This window comes from Stutzerimonas stutzeri, assembly GCF_000935215.1.
Lineage (GTDB): Bacteria > Pseudomonadota > Gammaproteobacteria > Pseudomonadales > Pseudomonadaceae > Stutzerimonas.
Genome location: NZ_JXXD01000017.1, coordinates 1 through 20,383, shown reverse-complemented (window position 1 = coordinate 20,383; position 20,383 = coordinate 1). Strand labels below are relative to the sequence as shown.

General features: G+C 62.8%; 20 protein-coding genes. 12 read left to right on the top strand and 8 right to left on the bottom strand.

The window, feature by feature from the left end; translation table 11 throughout:
• From LO50_RS02680 to LO50_RS02670, 3 genes are all read left to right on the top strand, one after another.
• The coding region (locus tag LO50_RS02680) for a hypothetical protein (RefSeq protein ID WP_044314036.1) at window positions 1-1,053 on the top strand (1,053 nt) is incomplete at its 5' end.
• 5 nt (window positions 1,054-1,058) lie between these two features.
• A complete protein-coding gene (locus tag LO50_RS02675) occupies window positions 1,059-2,009 on the top strand; it encodes a 1-aminocyclopropane-1-carboxylate deaminase/D-cysteine desulfhydrase (RefSeq protein ID WP_044314035.1) in 951 nt (316 codons plus the stop codon).
• 18 nt (window positions 2,010-2,027) lie between these two features.
• On the top strand, window positions 2,028-3,131 hold the full coding sequence (locus LO50_RS02670) for a cyclic nucleotide-binding domain-containing protein (protein ID WP_044314034.1): 1,104 nt from the start codon (window positions 2,028-2,030) through the stop codon (window positions 3,129-3,131).
• A gap of 26 nt (window positions 3,132-3,157) precedes the next feature.
• Here the strand turns inward: LO50_RS02670 and LO50_RS02665 are convergent, their stop codons facing one another.
• On the bottom strand, window positions 3,158-4,552 hold the full coding sequence (locus tag LO50_RS02665) for an MATE family efflux transporter (protein ID WP_042922738.1): 1,395 nt from the start codon (window positions 4,550-4,552) through the stop codon (window positions 3,158-3,160).
• 121 nt (window positions 4,553-4,673) lie between these two features.
• Between LO50_RS02665 and pdxB the strand changes: the two genes are divergently transcribed.
• The 8 genes from pdxB (at window position 4,674) to LO50_RS02625 (ending at window position 12,493) form a co-directional block, all read left to right on the top strand.
• Window positions 4,674-5,819, top strand: a complete 1,146-nt coding sequence (gene pdxB, locus LO50_RS02660) for a 4-phosphoerythronate dehydrogenase PdxB (RefSeq protein ID WP_044314033.1) — start codon at window positions 4,674-4,676, stop codon at window positions 5,817-5,819.
• A gap of 87 nt (window positions 5,820-5,906) precedes the next feature.
• Window positions 5,907-7,919: a DNA polymerase III subunit gamma/tau gene (gene dnaX / locus LO50_RS02655; protein WP_044314032.1), complete on the top strand. Its 2,013-nt coding sequence runs from the start codon at window positions 5,907-5,909 to the stop codon at window positions 7,917-7,919.
• An 18-nt stretch (window positions 7,920-7,937) separates the two neighbouring features.
• Entirely contained in the window at window positions 7,938-8,264 is a 327-nt protein-coding gene (locus LO50_RS02650) for a YbaB/EbfC family nucleoid-associated protein (RefSeq protein ID WP_003294866.1), read from the top strand.
• Window positions 8,265-8,424: 160 nt separating this feature from the next.
• Window positions 8,425-9,024: a recombination mediator RecR gene (gene recR / locus LO50_RS02645; protein WP_014820524.1), complete on the top strand. Its 600-nt coding sequence runs from the start codon at window positions 8,425-8,427 to the stop codon at window positions 9,022-9,024.
• 145 nt (window positions 9,025-9,169) lie between these two features.
• The gene (locus LO50_RS02640; RefSeq protein ID WP_014820523.1) at window positions 9,170-10,159 is read left to right on the top strand and encodes an ABC transporter substrate-binding protein; all 990 of its coding nucleotides are present in this window, start codon (window positions 9,170-9,172) and stop codon (window positions 10,157-10,159) included.
• Window positions 10,160-10,262: 103 nt separating this feature from the next.
• Window positions 10,263-11,009, top strand: a complete 747-nt coding sequence (locus LO50_RS02635; RefSeq protein ID WP_014820522.1) for an ABC transporter ATP-binding protein — start codon at window positions 10,263-10,265, stop codon at window positions 11,007-11,009.
• Window positions 11,006-11,779, top strand: a complete 774-nt coding sequence (locus LO50_RS02630; RefSeq protein WP_014820521.1) for an ABC transporter permease — start codon at window positions 11,006-11,008, stop codon at window positions 11,777-11,779. Before LO50_RS02635 ends, LO50_RS02630 begins: the two co-directional genes overlap by 4 nt.
• Window positions 11,780-11,788: 9 nt before the next feature.
• On the top strand, window positions 11,789-12,493 hold the full coding sequence (locus LO50_RS02625; RefSeq protein ID WP_044314031.1) for a type 2 periplasmic-binding domain-containing protein: 705 nt from the start codon (window positions 11,789-11,791) through the stop codon (window positions 12,491-12,493).
• 28 nt (window positions 12,494-12,521) lie between these two features.
• Here the strand turns inward: LO50_RS02625 and LO50_RS02620 are convergent, their stop codons facing one another.
• From LO50_RS02620 to hemN, 4 genes are all read right to left on the bottom strand, one after another.
• Window positions 12,522-13,124: an SCO family protein gene (locus tag LO50_RS02620; protein WP_041014188.1), complete on the bottom strand. Its 603-nt coding sequence runs from the start codon at window positions 13,122-13,124 to the stop codon at window positions 12,522-12,524.
• A 47-nt stretch (window positions 13,125-13,171) separates the two neighbouring features.
• The gene (locus tag LO50_RS02615; RefSeq protein WP_014820518.1) at window positions 13,172-13,720 is read right to left on the bottom strand and encodes an adenine phosphoribosyltransferase; all 549 of its coding nucleotides are present in this window, start codon (window positions 13,718-13,720) and stop codon (window positions 13,172-13,174) included.
• Window positions 13,721-13,747: 27 nt separating this feature from the next.
• Window positions 13,748-14,482 (bottom strand): fumarate/nitrate reduction transcriptional regulator Fnr, encoded by a 735-nt coding sequence (gene fnr / locus LO50_RS02610; RefSeq protein WP_014820517.1) that lies wholly within the window; start codon window positions 14,480-14,482, stop codon window positions 13,748-13,750.
• Window positions 14,483-14,600: 118 nt separating this feature from the next.
• Window positions 14,601-15,977, bottom strand: coding sequence for an oxygen-independent coproporphyrinogen III oxidase (gene hemN, locus LO50_RS02605; protein WP_044314030.1), 1,377 nt, complete (start codon window positions 15,975-15,977; stop codon window positions 14,601-14,603).
• A gap of 206 nt (window positions 15,978-16,183) precedes the next feature.
• Here hemN and nadE point away from each other — a divergent pair, with 206 nt between their 5' ends.
• On the top strand, window positions 16,184-17,011 hold the full coding sequence (gene nadE / locus LO50_RS02600) for an ammonia-dependent NAD(+) synthetase (RefSeq protein ID WP_014820515.1): 828 nt from the start codon (window positions 16,184-16,186) through the stop codon (window positions 17,009-17,011).
• An 18-nt stretch (window positions 17,012-17,029) separates the two neighbouring features.
• On the opposite strand, the gene LO50_RS02595 is transcribed toward nadE, so the two are convergent.
• From LO50_RS02595 to LO50_RS02585, 3 genes are all read right to left on the bottom strand, one after another.
• Window positions 17,030-17,746 (bottom strand): sulfite exporter TauE/SafE family protein, encoded by a 717-nt coding sequence (locus LO50_RS02595; RefSeq protein WP_044314029.1) that lies wholly within the window; start codon window positions 17,744-17,746, stop codon window positions 17,030-17,032.
• Window positions 17,739-17,951: a cbb3-type cytochrome oxidase assembly protein CcoS gene (gene ccoS, locus LO50_RS02590; protein WP_044314028.1), complete on the bottom strand. Its 213-nt coding sequence runs from the start codon at window positions 17,949-17,951 to the stop codon at window positions 17,739-17,741. The genes LO50_RS02595 and ccoS overlap by 8 nt, the downstream gene beginning before the upstream one ends.
• A gap of 79 nt (window positions 17,952-18,030) precedes the next feature.
• Window positions 18,031-20,383 (bottom strand): heavy metal translocating P-type ATPase (locus LO50_RS02585; protein WP_044314027.1); only part of this gene is annotated, 2,353 nt, incomplete at its 5' end.

Sequence of the window (20,383 nt, the reverse complement as noted above, 5' to 3'; positions counted from 1 at the left end):
CTGGCCTGCCGCAGCCAATGCCCGGTCTCCTGGCACCAGATGCACATGTGGGATCCCAAGGTCGGTCCAGAACGCAATGATCTGGTTGTGTTGCGCGAGACCATCAAGCGCAACCAGCTCGGTCTGCTGGTCGAAGAGGAGACGCCTCAGGCCGTACCTGCGGAACGTCTGCAGATGGTCGCCGAAGACACCTGGTATGCAGCCGAGGCCGGCAAGGACGCAGCTGCGAAACGTTCCGAAAGCCATGAGCGTGAACAGCGGCAGAAGGCTGCGCTGCTGATCAAGCAACAGCGCCAACGCATTACCAACCTCGAGCGTCTGCGCGAAGAAGACGCGCTCAAGCTCACGGCTGCCGCGGAGAAGGAACGCAAGGCACTGCAGGAGGAGATCCGCACGCTGCAGCAGAAATTGCAACAGCAGACCGAGCTGAGCGCCAGCCTGCATGCGCAGATGACCGCCCAGGGCGAGAGTTTCCAGAAAGCGCGTGAGGAAATGAGCAAGCAGCTGCGTGCGCTGGAGGTCAGCGGTCGGGTTGAGATCGGCGCCGCCCGGGAGCAGTTCGAGCATGAAGCCCAGGCCCGTATCGCGGCGGCGATTGCGGAGTACAAGGAGCAGGTGGCGATCCGCGATGTCGAGCTGGCCTACCGCAACGAACTGGATGCACAGCTGGAAGAGGAAATCCAGCGGCTCAAGACCGAGTGCGAAACGCTGCGCCACAGCGGTGACCGGGTGCTGGAGGAACTGTCTCGACAAGGGGTCGTGTTCATGGCCTACCACCCGGGTGCCGGGCATCTGACGATCGCATTGCAGGACCTGGCCCGCTACCGCGCCAATCCTCTGGCTTATGCGGCTGCCAAGTGCTTTGTCTCCGAGGAGCAGTACCGACAGTGGCTGGAGCATTATCAGAAGCCGGCCTGCGTCGCGGCGCTTTCCAGCGGTGAGCGTTGCGCGATGCCCCTGGACAAGATCGATGCGCCGAGTCGCTTCGTGATCGGCGAATCCAACTGCTGCGCCCGGCACCGCAAGGAAGACCGGCAGCGCACCGGCAGCTGAGCGGTTTGTCCTCCGTTCAATCCGATCTTGGCTTCGACGCTCCGCTGATCCTGCAGCCGCTGTCATTGGACTGGCTCGCGCGCAGCGGGGTCGAGGTTGCGGTGCTGCGGCTCGATCTGCTGGATCCCGAGCTGTCCGGCAACAAGTGGTTCAAATTGGTAAAGCATCTCGATGCAGCGCGTTCTGTCGCTGCGCCGGGGCTGATCAGTCTCGGCGGCCCGCACTCCAATCATCTGCATGCGCTGGCTGCAGCCGGCCGCCGACTCGGCCTGCCTACTGTCGGCCTGCTGCGCGGCCATGAGCAGGTAACGCCAACGGTCGCCGATCTACGTGGCTGGGGCATGCAGCTGCATTGGCTCGGCTACGCAGGGTACCGGGAGCGCAATCTGCCTACCTTCTGGACGCCATGGCGAGCGCGATATCCAGGTTTCTACTGCATCCCTGAAGGTGGCGGCGGTTTGCCCGGCGCCCTGGGGTGCGCCGGACTCGTTCCGAGAGTGGAGTCCGCGCTCGCGTCGCTCGGCTGGAAGGACTACGACGCGCTCTGGCTGGCCGCCGGCACCGGGACGACGCTGGCAGGTCTGGTCATCGGCGAGGCAGGTAGGCATCGGGTGTTCGGCGCGCTGGCAGGGCCGCCTTCCCACGCCGTCGATGCCGGCGTCGCCAACTTGCTCGCGCAAGCCGGTATGGCGTCCAGCGGCTATGAACTGCTGGACGCCAGTCGTGGCGGATTTGGTCGCTTCGACAGGGAGTTGGCGCAGTTCATTCTCGATACCGAGCGCCAGGGTGGCGTGCCGCTCGATCCGATATACACTGCAAAGACCATGATGGCATTGCGCCTTTATGTCGAGCGCGGTTATTTTCCCGCCGGCACGCGGCTGATATTCGTCCATACCGGTGGACTGCAAGGGCGCCGTGCTGCTCAGGGCCAGCTGCAGAAGCTGATTGACGGATAGACGTTTGGATTTTCTCGGATGAACAAACCGCTGCACCCCGATCAGCTGCGTAATCTGGTCCCGCTCAATGGCTTGTCGCCACGCCAGTTGTGGGAGCTTCGCGTGCGCATAGTGCCCCTCGCGCTTGCGCCTGGGCAGTTGCTCGACCTTGTTGATGAGCTGAGTTCGAAACGTCATTACCTGATGTCGGGCAGCCTGCTGTTGACCGATCACGACGGGCAGCCAACGCGGCTGGTGGCGGGCACATCGGCTGCTCTACACAGCCTTGCTGCGGGCCGCCTGCAGGAGGCGAGGGCGCTGGATGACTGCCAGCTGCTGACGGTGGACAGCGCGGAGTTGGAGCGGCTGCTTTCCTGGCGCCAAGCCCTGCAAGATGTGCTGCTGCAGCTGTCGATGGAGGGCGAGGACGGGGAGTGGCTGGAGCGCCTGCTGGAGAATCCGCTGTTCGCCCAGGTTCCACCGGCAAATATTCGCAGCATGCTCAGCCGCCTCGTGGAGATCGAAGTATCCGCCGGGCAAACCCTGCTACGTGAAGGGGAAGCCGGGGACTGCTGCTATTTCCTCAAGAGCGGCTGCGCGCAGGTCCTGAAGGCCGCCGGCAGCAGCGAGCAGCTGTTGGCCGAGCTGGAACCCGGAGCCTGTTTCGGCGAAGAGGCGCTACTCGAAGAGCGACCGCGTAATGCCAGTGTCGCGATGGTCGAGGATGGTCGGGTGCTCCGCCTGGCGCGGGCGGACTTTCTCGAGCTGCTCAAGGCACCGGTGGTTGGCGAAGTCGATCTGGATGGCGTGGCTGATCTGCTGGCGTGCGGTGCGCAGTGGCTGGATGTGCGTCTGCTTGATGATTACGAGCAGGGCCATGCCATGCAGGCGCTGCACATGCCGCTGCACCTGCTGCGTTTGAAAACCCGTCTGCTGGACCCGCAGCGGCCCTACCTTTGCTATTGCGAAAGCGGCAAGCGCAGCGCCAACGCGGTGTTCCTACTGACGCAGCTCGGCTTCACCGCCTATGCGCTGCGTGGTGGACTCGACGCACTTGGTACCGAGGACCGCGCTGCACTGCTTTGGGAGTGTGGCACGGGTTACCTGGCGCGCTCCGACGGCCGAATCGACCGCAGCCTATGATCCGCACCGCCCCATCCCGACCTTTGTCAGACGGCCGCCCTGCGAAGCGCAGTGTGCCGACGAATCTCGCGTCGGGCGCTGCGGGCCAGGCGCACGCTGAGCAACAGAGCTGCGCAGCTCAGGCCGGCGATCAGGCCTTGCCATAGACCGGCAGGCCCACTGGCGGCGCCGAGGTGGTCGGTCAGGCCGAGCAGATAGCCCAACGGCAAACCGATCCCCCAGTAGGCGAAGAGGGTGTAGACCATCGTCATGCGGGTGTCCTGATAGCCGCGCAACGCGCCAGCAGCCGTGACCTGAACCACATCGGAGAACTGGAACAGCGCGGCGTAGAGGAACAGGCTGGCAGCGACGGCGACCACGGCCGGATCAGGGGTATAGATCCGCGCGATCTGCTCGCTGAACAGCAGCATGGCGCTGGCGGAAAAACAGGCATATACCAGGGCGGCGCCGATCCCGACGCCGGCGACAAAGCGAGCGTCGCGTGGAGCGTTGCGGCCCAGCTCCTGACCAATGCGCACGGTTACCGCCATACCCAGCGACAGTGGAATCATGAAGATCAGCGACGTGAAGTTCAGTGCGATCTGGTGACCGGCGACGACCGTTGCCCCGAGGGCGCCGATCAGCAGGGCGATCACCGAGAAGATGCTGGCCTCGGCAAACACCGCGACCCCAATTGGTACGCCGACCGAAAGCAGATGACGCAGCATCGGCCAGCGTGGCCATTCGAAGTGGGAAAACAGCTGACTGGCCTGATAGGCCGGTGCGCGCTTAACCCAGACGCTCATCGCCACCAACATGAACAGCATCACCAATGCCGTGGAAACGCCGCAACCGACGCCGCCCATTGCCGGCACGCCGAACTTGCCGTAGATGAACACATAGTTCAGCGGAATGTTCAGCAGCAGGCCGAGGATACCTATCACCATGCTTGGCCGCGGATGGCCCAGCCCGTCGCTGAAACAGCGCAGCACCTGATACAGAGCGACAGCGGGAAATCCGCAGGCGACAGCGCGCAGGTAGTCCATGGTCGGCTCGACCAGGGCCGGTTCGACACGCATCAGATGCAGGACGGGCTCCGCGTTCCACATCAATGATGCACTGAGCACACCGATGCCGCCGCCCATCCACAACGCCTGGCGAACCAGCGGGCCGATTTCGCCATGCCGTCCTGCGCCGAAGCGCTGTGCGACGTTCGGCGTGGTCGCCAGGGTGATTCCGCAGACGAGCAGATAGACCGGCACCCAGATCGAGTTGCCTAGCGCGACGGCGGCCAGGTCCTGCGGACTTACGCGTCCGGCCATAACGGTATCGACGAAACCCATCGCCGTGCTGGCCAGCTGGGCGATCATCATGGGTAGGGCAAGGGCAAAGAGGGTGCGCAATTCGAGGCGGACCCGTCTGAGTCTGAGCTCAGTGGGCATTACTGGGCGTTCCGGTTGTATACAAGAAGCGCGCTAGTCTACGCCGCGTGGCTACGCTCAGGAAGGCGGCAAAGCAGTGGCAAGCCGTCTAGAATGTGCTCCCCCTCACCGGAGCCGTGCAATGCATATCCTCGCCGATGAAAACATTCCGCTGGTCGATGAGTTCTTTGCCGGTTTCGGCGAGATTCGCCGCATGCCCGGCCGCAGCATCAATCGAGCTGCACTTGAGAATGTCGACGTGCTGCTGGTGCGCTCGGTGACGCGGGTCGACCGCGAGATGCTGGAAGGCAGCGCAGTGCGATTCGTCGGGACCTGCACGATAGGCACCGATCATCTGGATCTGGATTATTTCGAGCAGGCCGGCATCGAGTGGGCCAGCGCACCGGGGTGCAACGCGCGGGGCGTAGTCGACTATGTTCTGGGCAGCTTGCTCGCGCTGTCGGAGGTGCGCGGTGAAGCGCTGGCCCGGCGGCGTTTCGGCGTGGTCGGTGCCGGTGAGGTGGGCGGGCGGCTGCTCGAAGTGCTGCGCGGGCTTGGCTGGGACGTGCGCGTTTGCGATCCACCGCGGCAGGTCCGCGAGGCAGGCGATTTCGTCTCGCTGGATGAGATCCTCGCGGAGTGCGATGTGATCAGCCTGCACACGCCGCTGACCCTGGGGGGCGACTGGCCGACCTTTCACCTGTTCGATCAGGTGCGACTGTCGAGGTTGCGACCCGGTACCTGGCTGATCAATGCCAGTCGGGGTGCTGTGGTGGACAATGCCGCGCTGCGCGACCTGCTATGGCAGCGGCCGGACCTGGAAGCCGTGCTGGATGTCTGGGAAGGCGAGCCTCAGGTCGACGTCGCACTGGCCGGCTTGTGCCGTATCGCTACGCCGCACATCGCCGGGTATAGCCTGGATGGCAAGCTGCGCGGTACGGCGCAGATATATGCGGCGCTTTGCGCGGCGCGTGGTGTCGAGCCGGCTATCGAACTGGCGCAGCTGATGCCCGGCCCGGCACTCACCGAGCTGGTGTTTGCATCCTCCGCAGAGCCCGCCGAGATGCAGGCCACACTGTGCCGGGCGGTCTACGATCCGCGTCGCGACGATGCCGACTTCCGCCGCAGCCTGCTTGGCAATGAGGCGCAGCGTCGGGCCGGGTTCGACCTGCTGCGCAAACAGTATCCGCCGAGGCGCGAGATCGATGGCCTCAAGGTGCGGATCGGCGGGCACAACCCGGCGCTGGCTACGATAGTTGAGGCGCTTGGTGCGCGATTGCTGGGCTAGCCGGCGGTTCGAGTGCAGCCCGGATGCAATTTCCATCCTGCTCCGCTAGCATTACCCGTCCTCTGCCTTGTCCCCCGCGATGGTGTTATGAGTTATCAGGTTCTTGCACGAAAATGGCGTCCGCGCTCGTTCCGCGAAATGGTCGGCCAGACGCATGTGCTCAAGGCCCTGATCAACGCGCTGGACAACCAGCGCCTGCACCACGCTTACCTGTTCACCGGCACGCGAGGCGTGGGCAAGACGACCATTGCGCGGATCATTGCCAAGTGCCTGAACTGTGAAACCGGGGTCAGCTCGACGCCCTGCGGTGTGTGTTCGGTATGCCGGGAAATCGACGAGGGGCGCTTCGTCGATCTGATCGAGGTGGACGCCGCGAGCCGTACCAAGGTCGAAGACACCCGCGAGCTGCTGGACAACGTGCAGTACGCGCCGAGCCGCGGGCGCTACAAGGTTTACCTGATCGACGAAGTGCACATGCTCTCGTCGCACTCATTCAATGCGCTGCTCAAGACCCTCGAGGAGCCGCCGCCCCACGTCAAGTTCCTGCTGGCGACCACCGATCCGCAAAAGCTGCCGGTCACCATCCTCTCGCGCTGCCTGCAGTTCTCCCTGAAGAACATGCCGCCCGAGCGGGTGGTCGAGCACCTCACTCATGTGCTGGGCGTCGAGAACGTTCCCTTCGAAGACGATGCGTTGTGGCTGCTGGGGCGTGCCGCCGATGGCTCGATGCGCGATGCGATGAGCCTGACCGATCAGGCGATCGCCTTCGGTGAAGGCAAGGTGCTGGCCGCCGATGTGCGCGCCATGCTCGGCACCCTCGATCATGGTCAGGTCTATGGTGTGCTGCAGGCATTGCTTGAAGGCGATGCCAGAGCGTTGCTCGAGGCCGTTCGCCACTTGGCGGAGCAGGGGCCGGACTGGGCTGGCGTGCTGGCCGAAATCCTCAATGTGCTGCACCGCGTCGCCATCGCCCAGGCGCTGCCGGAGGCAGTGGACAATGGCCAGGGCGATCGTGATCGCGTGCTGGCGTTGGCTCAGGCGCTACCGGCCGAGGATGTGCAGTTCTACTATCAGATGGGATTGATCGGCCGGCGCGATCTGCCGCTGGCGCCTGATCCTCGCAGCGGTTTCGAAATGGTGCTGCTGCGCATGCTGGCATTTCGTCCTGCAGGCAGTGATGGCGCACCGCGAACACCGCTAAAGACACTGGGAATCAGCCCGGCCACAGCTGATTCCAAGCCCGCAGCGGTGGCCGATTCCGCTCCCGCTGGCGTGTCGTCCACTCCATCCGCTGCGATTGCCGTAGCAGCTGCGCCAGAGCCCGCTCCCGTTGCGCCGGCCGTTACCATGCCAGTGAACGTGCCGGCTCCCACGCCCTCGGCAGTGACGCCGGTCGCCACTCATGTGGTGGAAGCGCCGCAGGCCGCGCCTGTCATCGATGTGCCGTGGAATGAGCCGCCTGACGTACCGCCCGTCGCGGTCGAGGCTGATGCCGTTTTACCCCAACCTGTGCCGGTGGACGGCGCTGCCGATCACGTGGCGTCCGTGGTACAGGTCGAAGAGCCGGATGATGACGAACCGCCGCTGACGGACGAAGACTACTTCGAGGTCGAGAACCAGGCCGAGGCCTATCTGGACGAACTGGAACACTCAAGGGATGAGCCGGAGCCCGTCGAGCCTCTGCCTGCGGTAGAGCCTGCGACCGGGCTGGCTGCCGAATGGCTGGAGCTGTATCTCAAGCTCGGCTTGTCCGGTCTTACCGGCAGCATTGCCGCCAACTGTACGTTGATCGCCGTGGAAGGCGACCGTTGGCTGATGCATCTCGATCCTGCGCAGAGCGCACTATTCAACCCCACGCAACAGCGGCGACTCAACGACGCCCTGAATCAATACCACGGGCGTACGCTACAGCTCGAGATCGTGCTGCAGAAGCCGGAGCAGGAAACACCTGCGCAGGCCGCCCAGCGTCGCCGTGCCGAGCGGCAGCGTGCAGCGGAACAGTCGATTCACGCAGATCCCCTGGTCCGGCAGCTCATGCAGCAGTTCGCCGCTGTGATCCGCGAAGGCACCATCGAACCCGTAGAACACTCCGAAACCTGATTAATTGAGGTGATTCCCATGATGAAAGGTGGCATGGCCGGCCTGATGAAGCAGGCGCAGCAGATGCAGGAAAAAATGCAGAAGATGCAGGAGGAACTGGCGAACGCCGAGGTGACGGGCCAGTCTGGCGCCGGGCTGGTCAGCGTGGTGATGAACGGTCGCCATGACGTCAAGCGCGTCAGCCTCGACGACAGCCTGATGCAGGAAGACAAGGAAATCCTAGAAGACCTGATCGCTGCCGCCGTCAATGACGCGGTACGCAAGATCGAGCAGAACAGCCAGGACAAGATGGCCGGCATGACCGCCGGCATGCAGCTTCCGCCAGGCTTCAAGATGCCTTTCTAACTCGAACGGCCAATCGGCGCGCATGGGCGCGCTTCTCGAAGGGCGGGGCATCGTCATTTACGCGCAGTAGACTCCGATGTCCCGCTTTCTTGCCTCTGGTCCTGCAAGCCGTCTGAATCCCTGGCACTGTGCTGCCCCTTTGCATAGCGACGCTTAATTTATGAGCTTCAGTCCCCTGATCCGCCAACTCATCGACGCCCTGCGCATTCTTCCCGGCGTGGGCCAGAAAACTGCACAGCGCATGGCATTGCAGCTACTGGAGCGGGATCGCAGCGGCGGCTTACGCCTGGCGCAAGCGCTGAGCAAAGCGATGGAAGGGGTCGGCTACTGCCGGCAGTGTCGTACCCTTACCGAAGACGACCTGTGCCCGCAATGCGCCGACCCGCGACGCGACGATTCGCTGCTCTGCGTGGTGCAGAGCCCGGTGGACGTTTTCGCCGTCGAGCAGACGGGCTTTCGCGGGCGCTACTTCGTGCTCAAGGGGCATCTGTCGCCGCTCGATGGTTTGGGTCCTGAAGCGATCGGCATTCCCGAGCTTCTGGCGCGTGTAGCAGACGGTGCGTTCACTGAAGTCATTCTCGCGACAAACCCGACGGTGGAAGGCGAGGCAACGGCGCATTACATCGCGCAGATGCTGATTCCAAAGGGGCTGACCATCAGCCGAATCGCTCACGGCGTTCCACTGGGCGGCGAGCTGGACCTGGTCGACGGCGGAACCCTGGCCCACGCACTGGCCGGCCGCAAGACAATCCGCCTATAACCCGAAGTACTGACGATATGCCACCTCGGTAGTGCAGTTTTCTGGGTGATTCAGGTAAAGTTCTAAGCCATCAACGTTAGATAACTAAAACGAATATAGTCCTTCGTTCTGGTTATATGTGCTGGCTGTCCGAATCGAGGTCGAAATGAAAGCAAAGCATTGGCTGGTTCCAGCTCTGCTGCTGCTGAGCGCGTTTGCTCAGGCGCAGGAGAAGTTCAAAGTTGGCTACATCCGTGTGATGGACGATGCCCAGGCCATGGTTGCACACGAGGCCGGTCTGTATAAGAAGCATGGCCTTGACGTCGAGCTGATCGAGTTCAGTTCCGGTACCGACCTGATCAAGGCGATCGTCGGCGGGCAGTTGGATACCGGCGTCCTCGGCTTTACCAATGCGGTGGCCTGGGCCTCCAAAGGTGCTGACCTCAAGGTGGTCGGTGGTGCTCAGCAGGGCTACCACTCCATCGTGGCGCTTGAGGGTTCGGGTATCGAGAAGGTTGCCGACCTGAAGGGCAAGATCCTCGCTTCGCAGAAAGAGGGGAGCACCGCCGATGCAGTGCTGCGTGGCGTGACCTTGAAGAATGCCGAACTCAAGCCGAGCGACGTCAACATCATGGGTGTCAGCCCGGCCGTTGCGGTGCAGTCGCTAGTGTCCGGGCGTGTCGATGCGGCGTTCCTGTTCGAGCCGTATGATCGCATCGCGCAGCTGGTTGCCCCGGTTCAGCAGGTCTACGAGATCGGTGAAGTGTGGCCATTCCCGTGCATGGTGGTGATCACCTCCGGCGATACCCTGGCCAAGCGCAAGGATGCCGTCTGGAAGTCGCTGGACGCCCAGCGCGATGCCATCGAAATGCTCGACAAGCAGCCTGCCGAGGCAGCCAAGCTGATCGCCGACTACTTCATCGCCGAGCCGACCCTGAAGACGCTCAAGCGTGGTGAGCTCGCTCGCGAGGTTGTCATTGAGGAGGCGATCGGAACCCAGACCTTCAGCGCCAAGCTTGGCAAGGACGATCTGGCGCGCATCCAAGAGCTGGCGGACATTCTGCAGGAGCTCGGTTCGCTGAAGACCCGCGATGGCAAGCCGTTCGACACCAGTGCCATCGTCGATCTGTCCTGGCAGGAAGCTCGCGAACTCTGATTGCTTGACTCTGGTTTGAAACTACACGGGTCCGGCCTTTGTGCCGGGCCGTTTGCATCGCCCGCATTGCCGGGCAATTTCGTTTCTGGATTTGCGGATTTTTATGCAACTCAGGTTTGAAGAAGTAGACAAGCGCTTCGGGCAGCTCGAAGTCATCAAGGGCTTCAGCGGTGAGTTCGCCCAGGGTGAACTGGTGGCTCTGGTTGGACCTTCGGGTTGCGGCAAGTCGACCCTGCTGCATCTGGTTGCCGGGCTGGAGAAGCCCAGCGCGGGCCGCGTGCTTGCTGACGAAAAACCGATCACCGAGCCGAGCCCTCGACGTACGCTGGTGTTCCAGGAGCATGCCCTCTATCCCTGGCTCAGCCTGCAGGGCAACGTTGCCATGGCGCTGGAACTGCAGGGCGTGGCCAAGGCCAGCGCATTCGAACAGGCGCAGGCTTGGCTCGAGCGGGTCGGCCTCAATGGATTCGAGCATTACTACCCGCATCAGGTCTCCGGCGGCATGCGCCAACGCACGGCCCTTGCCCGCGCATTCATCGCCAAACCCGAGGTGCTGTTGCTGGACGAGCCGTTTGGCGCCCTTGATGCCCTGACCCGAATGGCATTGCAGGACGTGTTGCGTGAACTGATCGAGGAGCATCAGCCGACGGTGCTGTTGGTCACCCATGATGTCGATGAGGCCCTTTACCTGGCCGATCACGTTCTGGTGTTCAGCGCGCGGCCGACTCGCGTGCTGAAAACCTTCAACTTCACCCATTGCGAGAAGAGCCACGACCTGTCCGACTTCGCTGCCGAGCGTAAGGAAATTCTCAGTCTGCTGGGTATCAAGACGGAGGTAGCGCATCCATGAGTCAGGCTCGCCGTCTTACTGGCCCAAAGAAGTACCTTGCGGTCGTTCTGGCCATCCTGTTCATTCTTCTGATCTGGCAGGCCGCAGCATGGAGTTTGCCGGCCTTTCTGATGCCAGGTATCCCGACCGTCTTCGAGCGTCTGTTCAGTACTATCCAGGAGCCAGAGTTCCGCGAAGGGCTTTACGGCAGCATGAGTCGCCTCGGCAGTGGCTACAGCTTCGCGCTGCTGTTCGGTATCGGTTTCGGCCTGGTGGGTGGGGTACTGTTCTTCTTTCGGGAGATCCTGCGCTCGGCCATCGTCATTCTGCAGTCGATTCCGTCGATCGCCTGGGTGCCGTTGTTTCTGATCGTGATGGGTTTCGGCAATCTGCCGATCATCGTGGTGGTCGCCCTGGCCGCTTTCTTCCCGATGGCGCTGTCGGTGATGAATGCCACCGAGAGCGTGCAGCCGGTGCACGTCGCCGCGGCGCGGGTGATGGGTGCCTCGCGCTGGCAGCTGCTGCGCCGCGTTTATCTGCCCGCCGTGATGCCTGAGCTGATCACCGGCGCGCAGCTGGCCTTCGGTAACGCCTGGCGTGCACTGATCTCCGCCGAGATGCTGATTGGTTTCGGCCAGGGGCTCGGGCGTTCGCTCGCGTACTCGGGCGAGATTGCTGACATGGTTGGCGTGATGATGAACATTCTGGTCATCGCCATTCTCGCCACGCTGATCGATCAGGTTGTACTGGAGAAGTTCAAGCAGCGGATGCTTCGCTATCAGTACGTCTGAGGCCATTGCATGTCTGTTCCCTCGCGCATTGCCATTTGGCTCGTCCTGTTGATGCCGGTCGCGTCGATGGCCGAGTCGTTGCGGGTGCAACTGCCCGAACATCGGGTGTTGTCCAGCAGCGAAACGGAGAGTTTCGAGTCGGCGCTGATCGAGCAATTGGCCGAAGCGCTTGGGCGTTCCGGGTCTTCCGTGGTCAGCGCAGATGACGCTGAAGTGCGCCTGGTCGCAGGCGATCGGGTCGGCCCGGCCACTTACTATCATGCTGTGCCTGCCGCGCTAAGTGCGGCGGAAGGTGAGTTGCTTGCCTGGTCCGATCTTCAGGGGCAGACGGTTTGCGTCAATCACGCGAGTCCATATGGAGCGTTGCTTAGCGAGCGCTTCGCGGCGGTGCCTCGGGAATATCCGAGCGCGGCGCATGCGCTGATCGGACTCAAGCTTGGTGAGTGCGCTGCGGTTGTCGAAGATGATGTGCTGCTGACGGAGATCGCCACCTTGCCCGAGTGGCGGCGCTACAAGCACCTGTTACCGTCGATTTTCGATGCCGGGTGGCAGCTAAGCCTGACCGTCGCCGATGACGCTAACCTGCAGCAGCAGATCAACGCACTCTTGGCGCAATGGTTGGCAGAAGGGCGGTTGGCGGGGCTGACCCAGCAATGGGTCGATGAGGTGGCGTTTCAGGCATACGTGCTGGCCGATACCCTGGACTGCCACTGATTCGGTAATTCGGCTTCGATGGCCAGGTTCAGCGTTCGTTCTCGAGTATCTGCGGCAGCATCCGCTGCAAGCCCTCCAGTTTCAGCGGCGCACGAATATGCCCGCGCAGGCTGCCATCCGGTGCGACCAAGGCCAGATTTCCGCTATGACTGACACTGTAGTCGCCTTCTGTTTCACGCGCCGGAACGAAAGGGAGGCCCAGCGCCCTGGATAGCCTTAGCAGTTGCTCCATGTCGCCGGTCAAGCCGCTGAAGCCGGCGCGGTAGTAGCTCAGGTAGGCCTTGAGTTGTTCCGGCGTATCGCGCGCGGGATCGGCGCTGACCAATACCACCTGCAGCTGCTCGCGAGTCTCGGGCGGTAGCCGGCTGAGCAACCGACGCATGTCGCTCAGCGTGGTCGGGCAGATGTCGGGGCAGGCGGTAAAGCCGAAGAACAGGATGTGCCAGCGCCCCTGCAGCGACGAAGTACTGAAAGGCAGGCCGTCCTGGTCGATCAGCTCGAGCTGGGGAATGGGCCGTTCACGCGGCAGCAGCAGGATATTCGCCTGGTCCAGCAGTGCATCGCGATCGAGTGCGAACACGGGAGGAGTACAGGCCAGAACTAGGATAAGCAGGCTGCGCCTTAACGTCATTAACACGGGCAGATCCTTTACCTAGCAGCGGCGCGGAGAATTCGCCGTCAGCGGTCGCTTAGGGCGAAGGCGGTCAGAGTGAACGTGGGAATGCCAATGTCCTGAAGTTTCTGCGACCCGCCCAGTTCGGGCAAATCGATGATGGCAGCGGCCTCATGAATGCTCGCGCGCATGCGCCGCACAAGCTGTGCGGCGGCTAGCAGCGTGCCGCCAGTCGCAATCAGGTCATCGAACAACAGCACCGAATCGCCCTCGCAAAGGCTGTCGGCGTGAATCTCCAGATGCGCTTCGCCATATTCGGTGCTGTAGGCCTGCGACAGCACGTCGGCCGGCAGCTTGCCCTGCTTGCGAAACAGCACCAGAGGTTTGTTCAGCTCATAGGCGAGAATCGAGCCGACCAGGAACCCTCGTGCATCAAGCGCGCCGATATGTGTGAAGTCGGCCTCCACATAGCGCTGAATGAAGCTGTCAGCCACCATGCGTAGCGCCTTTGGCGACTGGAATAGCGGGGTGATGTCGCGAAACACCACACCCGGGCGGGGAAAGTCCTGCACCGGGCGGATCAGGGTCTTGATGCTGAACTCGTCGAAGATCATCGGATCTGCTACTCCAAACGCGCTGACTCAGACATCCATTGCGCCGCCGGCTAGGGCGCACAGTCCGATGGAATCCAGAATGCGTACTTCCTTGCCCTCGGCCTCGAGTAAGCCACTCTGCTGAAAACGGGTGAATACACGGGAAACGGTCTCGACCGCCAGGCCCAGATAATTGCCGATCTCGTTGCGCGACATCGGCAGGCGGAACTGATTGGCCGAGAAGCCGCGTGCGCTGAAGCGTGCAGAAAGGTTGATGAGGAAGGTCGCGATGCGCTCATCGGCGGTCTTTTTCGACAGCAACAACATCATCTGCTGATCATCGCGGATTTCGCGGCTCATGATGCGCATGAGCTGGCGACGCAGCTGCGGCAGCAGGACGCTCAGTTCGTCGAGTCGTTCGAAGGGAATTTCGCAAACCGAGGTGGTTTCCAATGCCTGCGCGGTGACTGGATAACTTTCGGTATCCATGCCGGAAAGACCGACCAGCTCGCTGGGCAGGTGGAAGCCGGTGATCTGCTCCTCGCCGCCATCGGTAACGCTGAACGTCCGCAACGCGCCGGAGCGTACGGCGAATACGGAACTGAACACGTCGCCCTGGCGGAACAGGGTTTCGCCTTTCTTCAGGGGGCGGCCGCGTTTGACGATGTCGTCCAAAGCGTCCATGTCCTGCATGTTCAGCGACAGGGGCAGACACAGCCCGGACAGGCTGCAATCCTTGCAATGAGCTTGCCGCTGCGCACGGACCTTGATCGATTCGGACATAGAGGGCTTCCTGGAAACCTAGTTATAGCGCGCAAGGTTAACTCAGGATGTCGGCGATGGCCAATCGGCTCAAGGGTCGCAGGGCAATCATTTGGTCGATAGCCTGAGGCGCTCTAGATCAGGCGCGACTGGCCTGGCTGACCTGCTCGGGGAGATAGTGGTCGAAGAGCATGCATATCGAGCGAACCAGTAGCCGGCCAGCAGGCTGAATCAGCAGATGGCTCTCGGTGATCTCGATCATCCCATCAGCGGCCATCAGCTCGAGCATCGGCCAGGCCTCGGCGAAGTACTGTCTGAACTCGATGTCATGCTCGCTCTCGATTTTCGTGAAGCTCAGCTCGAAATCGCAGATCAGAGACTGGATGACGGTGCGGCGGATATGGTCGTCCTGTTTGCAGCGTAAGCCTCTGGCGGTGGCTAGCTGATGCTGATCCAGCTGATATTGGTATTGTTCGATGTCGCTGGTGTTCTGGCAGTAGAGATCACCGATCTGGCTGATGGCCGAAACGCCGAGGCCCACCAGATCGCAATGGCCATGGGTGGTGTAGCCCTGGAAGTTGCGCTGCAAGCTGCCATCTTCTTGCGCCATGGCCAGTTCATCGTCCGGCAGGGCGAAGTGGTCCACGCCTATGTAGCGGTATCCCGCGTCGGTGAGCAAATGAATGCTCTGCTCCAGCATGGCCAGCTTTTCGGCGGGCGCCGGCAGGTCGTTGGCGTTGATACGGCGCTGCGGCGCGTATTGCTCAGGCAGATGAGCATAGTTGAACAGCGAGAGCCGGTCCGGCTGCAGGTCAATGATCGCTTCAACGGTTCTGGCGAAGCGTGCTGGCGTCTGCAGCGGCAGGCCGTATATCAGATCGATGCTCAGCGAGTGGTACTGCAGCGTGCGGGCCGCCTCGATGATGGTGCGTGTTTGCTCCAGGGTCTGCATGCGATTGATGGCGCGCTGGATGTCCGGGTCCAGATCCTGCACGCCGATGCTGATGCGGTTGAAACCTAGTTCGCGGAGCAGGCCGATGGTTGGCCAATCCGCTTCCCGGGGGTCGATCTCGATACTGAAGTCGCCATGATCATCGTCCTGCAGGTTGAAGTGCTGGCGCAGATGGCCCATCAGCCGACGCAGTTGATCATGGCTGAGAAAGGTAGGTGTGCCGCCGCCAAAGTGCAGCTGCTCGACCACCTGGTCCTTGCCCAGGTGGCAGGTGATCAGCTCGATTTCTTTCTCAAGGCGTTCCAGGTAAGGCTGTGCGCGTGTCCGGTCGTTGGTCACCACCTTGTTGCGGCCGCAGTAGTAGCACGCGTTGGCGCAGAATGGCAGATGAACGTACAGCGACAGCGGGCGTGACGCCTGGCGGCTGCCGCGCAATGCGTGCAGCAGGTCGAACGAGCCGACCTTTTCATTGAACTGGGCCGCGGTCGGGTACGACGTATAGCGCGGGCCGGCCTGATCGTAGCGACGGATCAGGTCGGAATCCCAGCGAATGGAGTCGAGCATGTGGCGTTCCCGGTCATGACGGCGGTCGCTGGATTCTAGGGGCAGGGCATTGCGGCGGACTTGACCTGTATCAAACTTGATCCGACCCTAGCGCGCTGGGCCAGATCGGCGCCGACATCCGGAAGGATCGCGCTGATTGGCGGTCAGATGATCACATCAGCGTCTTATGCTTCAGCAGCGCCTTCATAACGCCAGAGGAGAGATTCATGCACAGCCGCCAGCAGGAAATCGCAACCGCGCTCAACGTCTGCGCACCATTTACCGGGCCGGAGTCGGTACAGGCCGAGATTGATCGTCGGGTTAGCTTCATCCAGACCTGCTTGCGCGAGTCGGGCCTGAAGACCTTGGTGCTCGGGATCAGTGGTGGCGTCGATTCGACCACGGCGGGTCTGCTGGCCCAGCGGGCGGTCGCCGGCATGCGCGAAGCAGGGGAAGGCGACGACTATCGCTTTATCGCCGTGCGCCTGCCTTATCAGGTGCAGCATGACGAGCATGAAGCGCAGCTGGCGGTGGATTCGATCAAGCCCGACGAGTGCCACACCGTGAACATCGGCACCGCGGTGCTGGGCCTGGCTGCCGCCACGCAGGCGCTTGATCCTTTGAGCCCGGCGCAGCGTGATTTTGTGCTGGGCAATACCAAGGCGCGGATGCGCATGGTTGCTCAGTACACGATCGCCAACGCGCGCCAGGGCCTGGTCATCGGTACCGACCATGCGGCAGAGGCGGTGATGGGCTTCTTCACCAAGTTCGGTGATGGGGCGTGCGACCTGACGCCACTGGCGGGTCTGGTGAAGGGTCAGGTTCGGCAGATAGCCGCGGCATTGGGCGCTCCCGATCAGTTGGTGCACAAGGTGCCAACCGCGGATCTCGAAGAGCTGTCACCTGGCAAGCCCGATGAGGCCGCTCATGGTGTCAGCTACCGCAACATCGATGATTTTCTGCAGGGTAAGCCGGTACCGGACGAGGCGGCCCGGATCATCATCGATACCTACGACAAGACTGCTCACAAGCGCCAGTTGCCCAAGGAGCCCTGAGCGCTCGCAAGCCTTCCGCTAGTGCGCGTGTGTCTCGTGAGATGGCGCTGAGCTATGCCCCATCAGCCACTGCTGATGAGGGCCTGGCAGCGTCCAGATACCGAACAGAATCACCATTACCCCGCCGACGACGCGCACGCCACGCTTGCGCAGCAACGCTGTCAATCGCTCGGCAGCAAGGCCGGTGGCAAGCAACACCGGCCAGGTGCCGATGCCGAACGCCAGCATCAGCAAAGCGCTATCCAGTGCATCGCCCTGGCTGGCTGACCACAACAGGGTGCTATAGACCAGGCCGCACGGTAGCCAGCCCCACAGCGCCCCCAGTATCAGGGCGCGTGGAACGCTCGTTACTGGCATGAATTTGCTAGCGATAGGCTGGATATGACGCCAGAGTCCGCGGCCTATCGACTCGATGCGTGTCAGCCCGCTCCACCAGCCGGCGAGGTACAGGCCCATGGTGATCAGCAGAAGTGCGGCGACGACTCGTAACGCCATGGCCGCTGGACTGTTGGCAACGGCCAAGCCCGCCAGGCCGATCAGGAATCCGGCAACGGCATAGCTTGATACGCGTCCGAGGTTGTAGGCGACCAGGAGGCGCAGGCGCCTGCCGTGCTGATCCGGTGGAATGGCCATGGTCAGTGCACCCATCAGGCCGCCGCACATGCCGAGGCAATGGCCGCCACCCAGTAGTCCCAAGACCAGTGCAGACAGCAGCAGGGGCAGCAGTTCAGTCACCTTTGCGTTGCTCCGGCTGATCTTCCGAGGATTCCGCTGCATCGGCTGCGGAAGGCTTCCGCGGCTCGTCGTCGTCGAACAGGATGCTGTGCGCCGGTCCGTCGAGATCGTCGAACTGCCCGCTGTCCACCGCCCAGAAGAACACCCAGATTGCGACGGCCACCAGGACCACGGCAACAGGGATGAGGATGTACAGAGCGGCCATTAGGACCTCCAGGATCCGAAGCGAAGTCTTCAGCTGCGTAAAGTGCGCCGCTGCGCCAATGACGTGCGTTGCAGCAGATTCAGCCGTGACTTGCCGGCTGACGTGTCAGCCGCAAGGCGTTCAAAACCACCAGCAGCGAGCTGAGCGACATCCCCAGCGCGGCCCATAGTGGGGTGACCCAGCCAAAGGCGGCGAAGGGCAGAATCAGGCCATTGTACAGGCTTGCCCAGGCCAGGTTCTCGATGATGATGCGGCGGCTGCGGCGTGCGACGTCGAATGCCTGCGCCAAGCTGCCTAGGCGGTTGGATAGCAGCACCGCATCAGCACTGGTCTTGGCCAGGTCGGTCGCCGAGCCCATAGCGACGCTGATATCCGCTGCGGCAAGCACCGGGACGTCGTTGACGCCGTCGCCGAGCATTAGCACCCGGTGTCCGGCGGCCTGCAATGCCTGCAATCGGGAGAGCTTGGCAGCAGGGGGCATGCCGCCTTCGGCCTCATCGATGCCCAGTTCCCTGGCAATCTGGCCGACCATCGGTGAGCTGTCACCGGATAGCAGTAGCGTCTGCCAGCCACGGGCGCGACAGGCCTCGAGGAGTGCCGGGGCATCGTCGCGAAGCCGATCGTCCAATACCAACCAGGCCAGCGGGCCTTGATCGTCGCCCAACAACAGCCATTGCCCCTGGTCGCCGGGAATGGCGGGTGCCGGTTGGGCGAAGCCTTCGGCGACGAAGCTGGGCTGACCGATCCGCAGGTTGCGACCTTCAACGTTGCCTTGCAGGCCCAGGCCCGGCACCGTTTCGACCGATTCCGCCGCCAGCGGCGCACGTCCGAAGGCGCGGGCAATCGGGTGTTCGGAGCGGTTCTCCAGGGCTGCGGCCAGCGCCAGGCAGGCATCGGCATTCAAAGCTCCGAGCGGGTGCACGGCGCTAAGTGTCAGGCGGCCCTCGGTCAGGGTACCGGTCTTGTCGAACACCACGGTATCGATATGATTCAGGCCTTCGAGCACATGCCCGCGGGTCAGCAGCAGACCGAGCTTGTGCAGCGTACCGGTGGCCGTGGTAAGTGCTGTGGGTGTCGCCAGCGACAGCGCGCATGGGCAGGTCGCGACGAGCAATGCAAGAACGATCCAGAACGCGCGTTGCGGATCGATCTGCCACCAGACCACCCCGACGACGGTTGCAACCAGCAGCACCACCAGCAGGAACCACTGCGCGACGCGGTCGGCCAGCTCGGCAAGCTTCGGTTTGTCTGCCTGAGCACGCTCCAGCAGGCGGACAATGGCGGATAAACGGGTGTCATCGCCCAAGGCCTGGACTTCCACGGTCAGCGGGCCTTCGACGTTCAGTGTGCCAGCGGTTACTGCATCGTCCACGCCGCGGGGCAGGGGCAGGTACTCACCGGTCAGTACCGATTCATCGACGCTGGACTGACCGCTGATGATGAGGCCGTCTGCCGGAATCAACGCACCGGGTTGCACCAGTACGCGGTCGCCGAGCTGCAGCTCGCTGAGCAGGATGCGATTGCTGTGACCGTCTGCGTCGAGTCTCAGGCAGGACGCAGGCAGCAAATTGACCAGTTGTGCGGTGGCGGCTGCGGTGCGTTCGCGCGCGCGCCGCTCCAGGTAGCGCCCGGCCAGCAGGAAAAGGGCAAACATGCCCACCGCGTCGAAATAGAGTTCACCCTGGCCGGTGATGGTGGACCAGATGCCGGCGACGTACGCACCGCCGATCGCCAGCGACACCGACACGTCCATGGTCAGGTGGCGGGTGCGCAAATCGCGCAGTGCTCCTTTGAAGAAGTCGGTGCAGCAGTAGAAGACGATCGGCGTGGTGAGCAGCAGGGCGGTCCAGCGAAGGGTGACGAAGAAGCTCTCCGACAGGTCCAGGTTGAACTCGGGCCAAGTGGCCATGGTGGCCATCATTACCTGCATCCACAGCAGCCCGGCTACGCCCAGCTGGCGCAGCGAACGGCGGTTCTCGCTGGCCAGGCGCTCGGCAGCCTGGTCGGCCTGGTAGGGGTGTGCTGCGTAGCCGATCCGTCGCAGCTCGCCGAGCAGCTCGCTGAGCGGCAGCTGTGCGTCGCTCCAGCGTACGTTCAGGCGATGATTGGACAGGTTGAGGCTGGCCTCGGCGACGCCGTGCAGGTTGCGCAAGTGGCGTTCGATCAGCCAGCCGCAGGCGGCGCAGCTGATCCCTTCGATCATCAGCGAAGTGCTTGCCAGATCGCCCTGGTGCTGTACGAACGGCTGTTGGACGTCCTCGCGGTCGTACAGCGCCATCTCTTCGCTCAGTTCCTGAGGGAGAGTCTGCGGGTTGATGGCGGTGTCGCTGCGGTGCTGGTAGTAGCTCTCCAGCCCACCCTTGACGATGGCTTCAGCGACGGCCTGGCAGCCTGGGCAGCACAAGGCCCGCGTCTCACCCAGCACGCGGGCC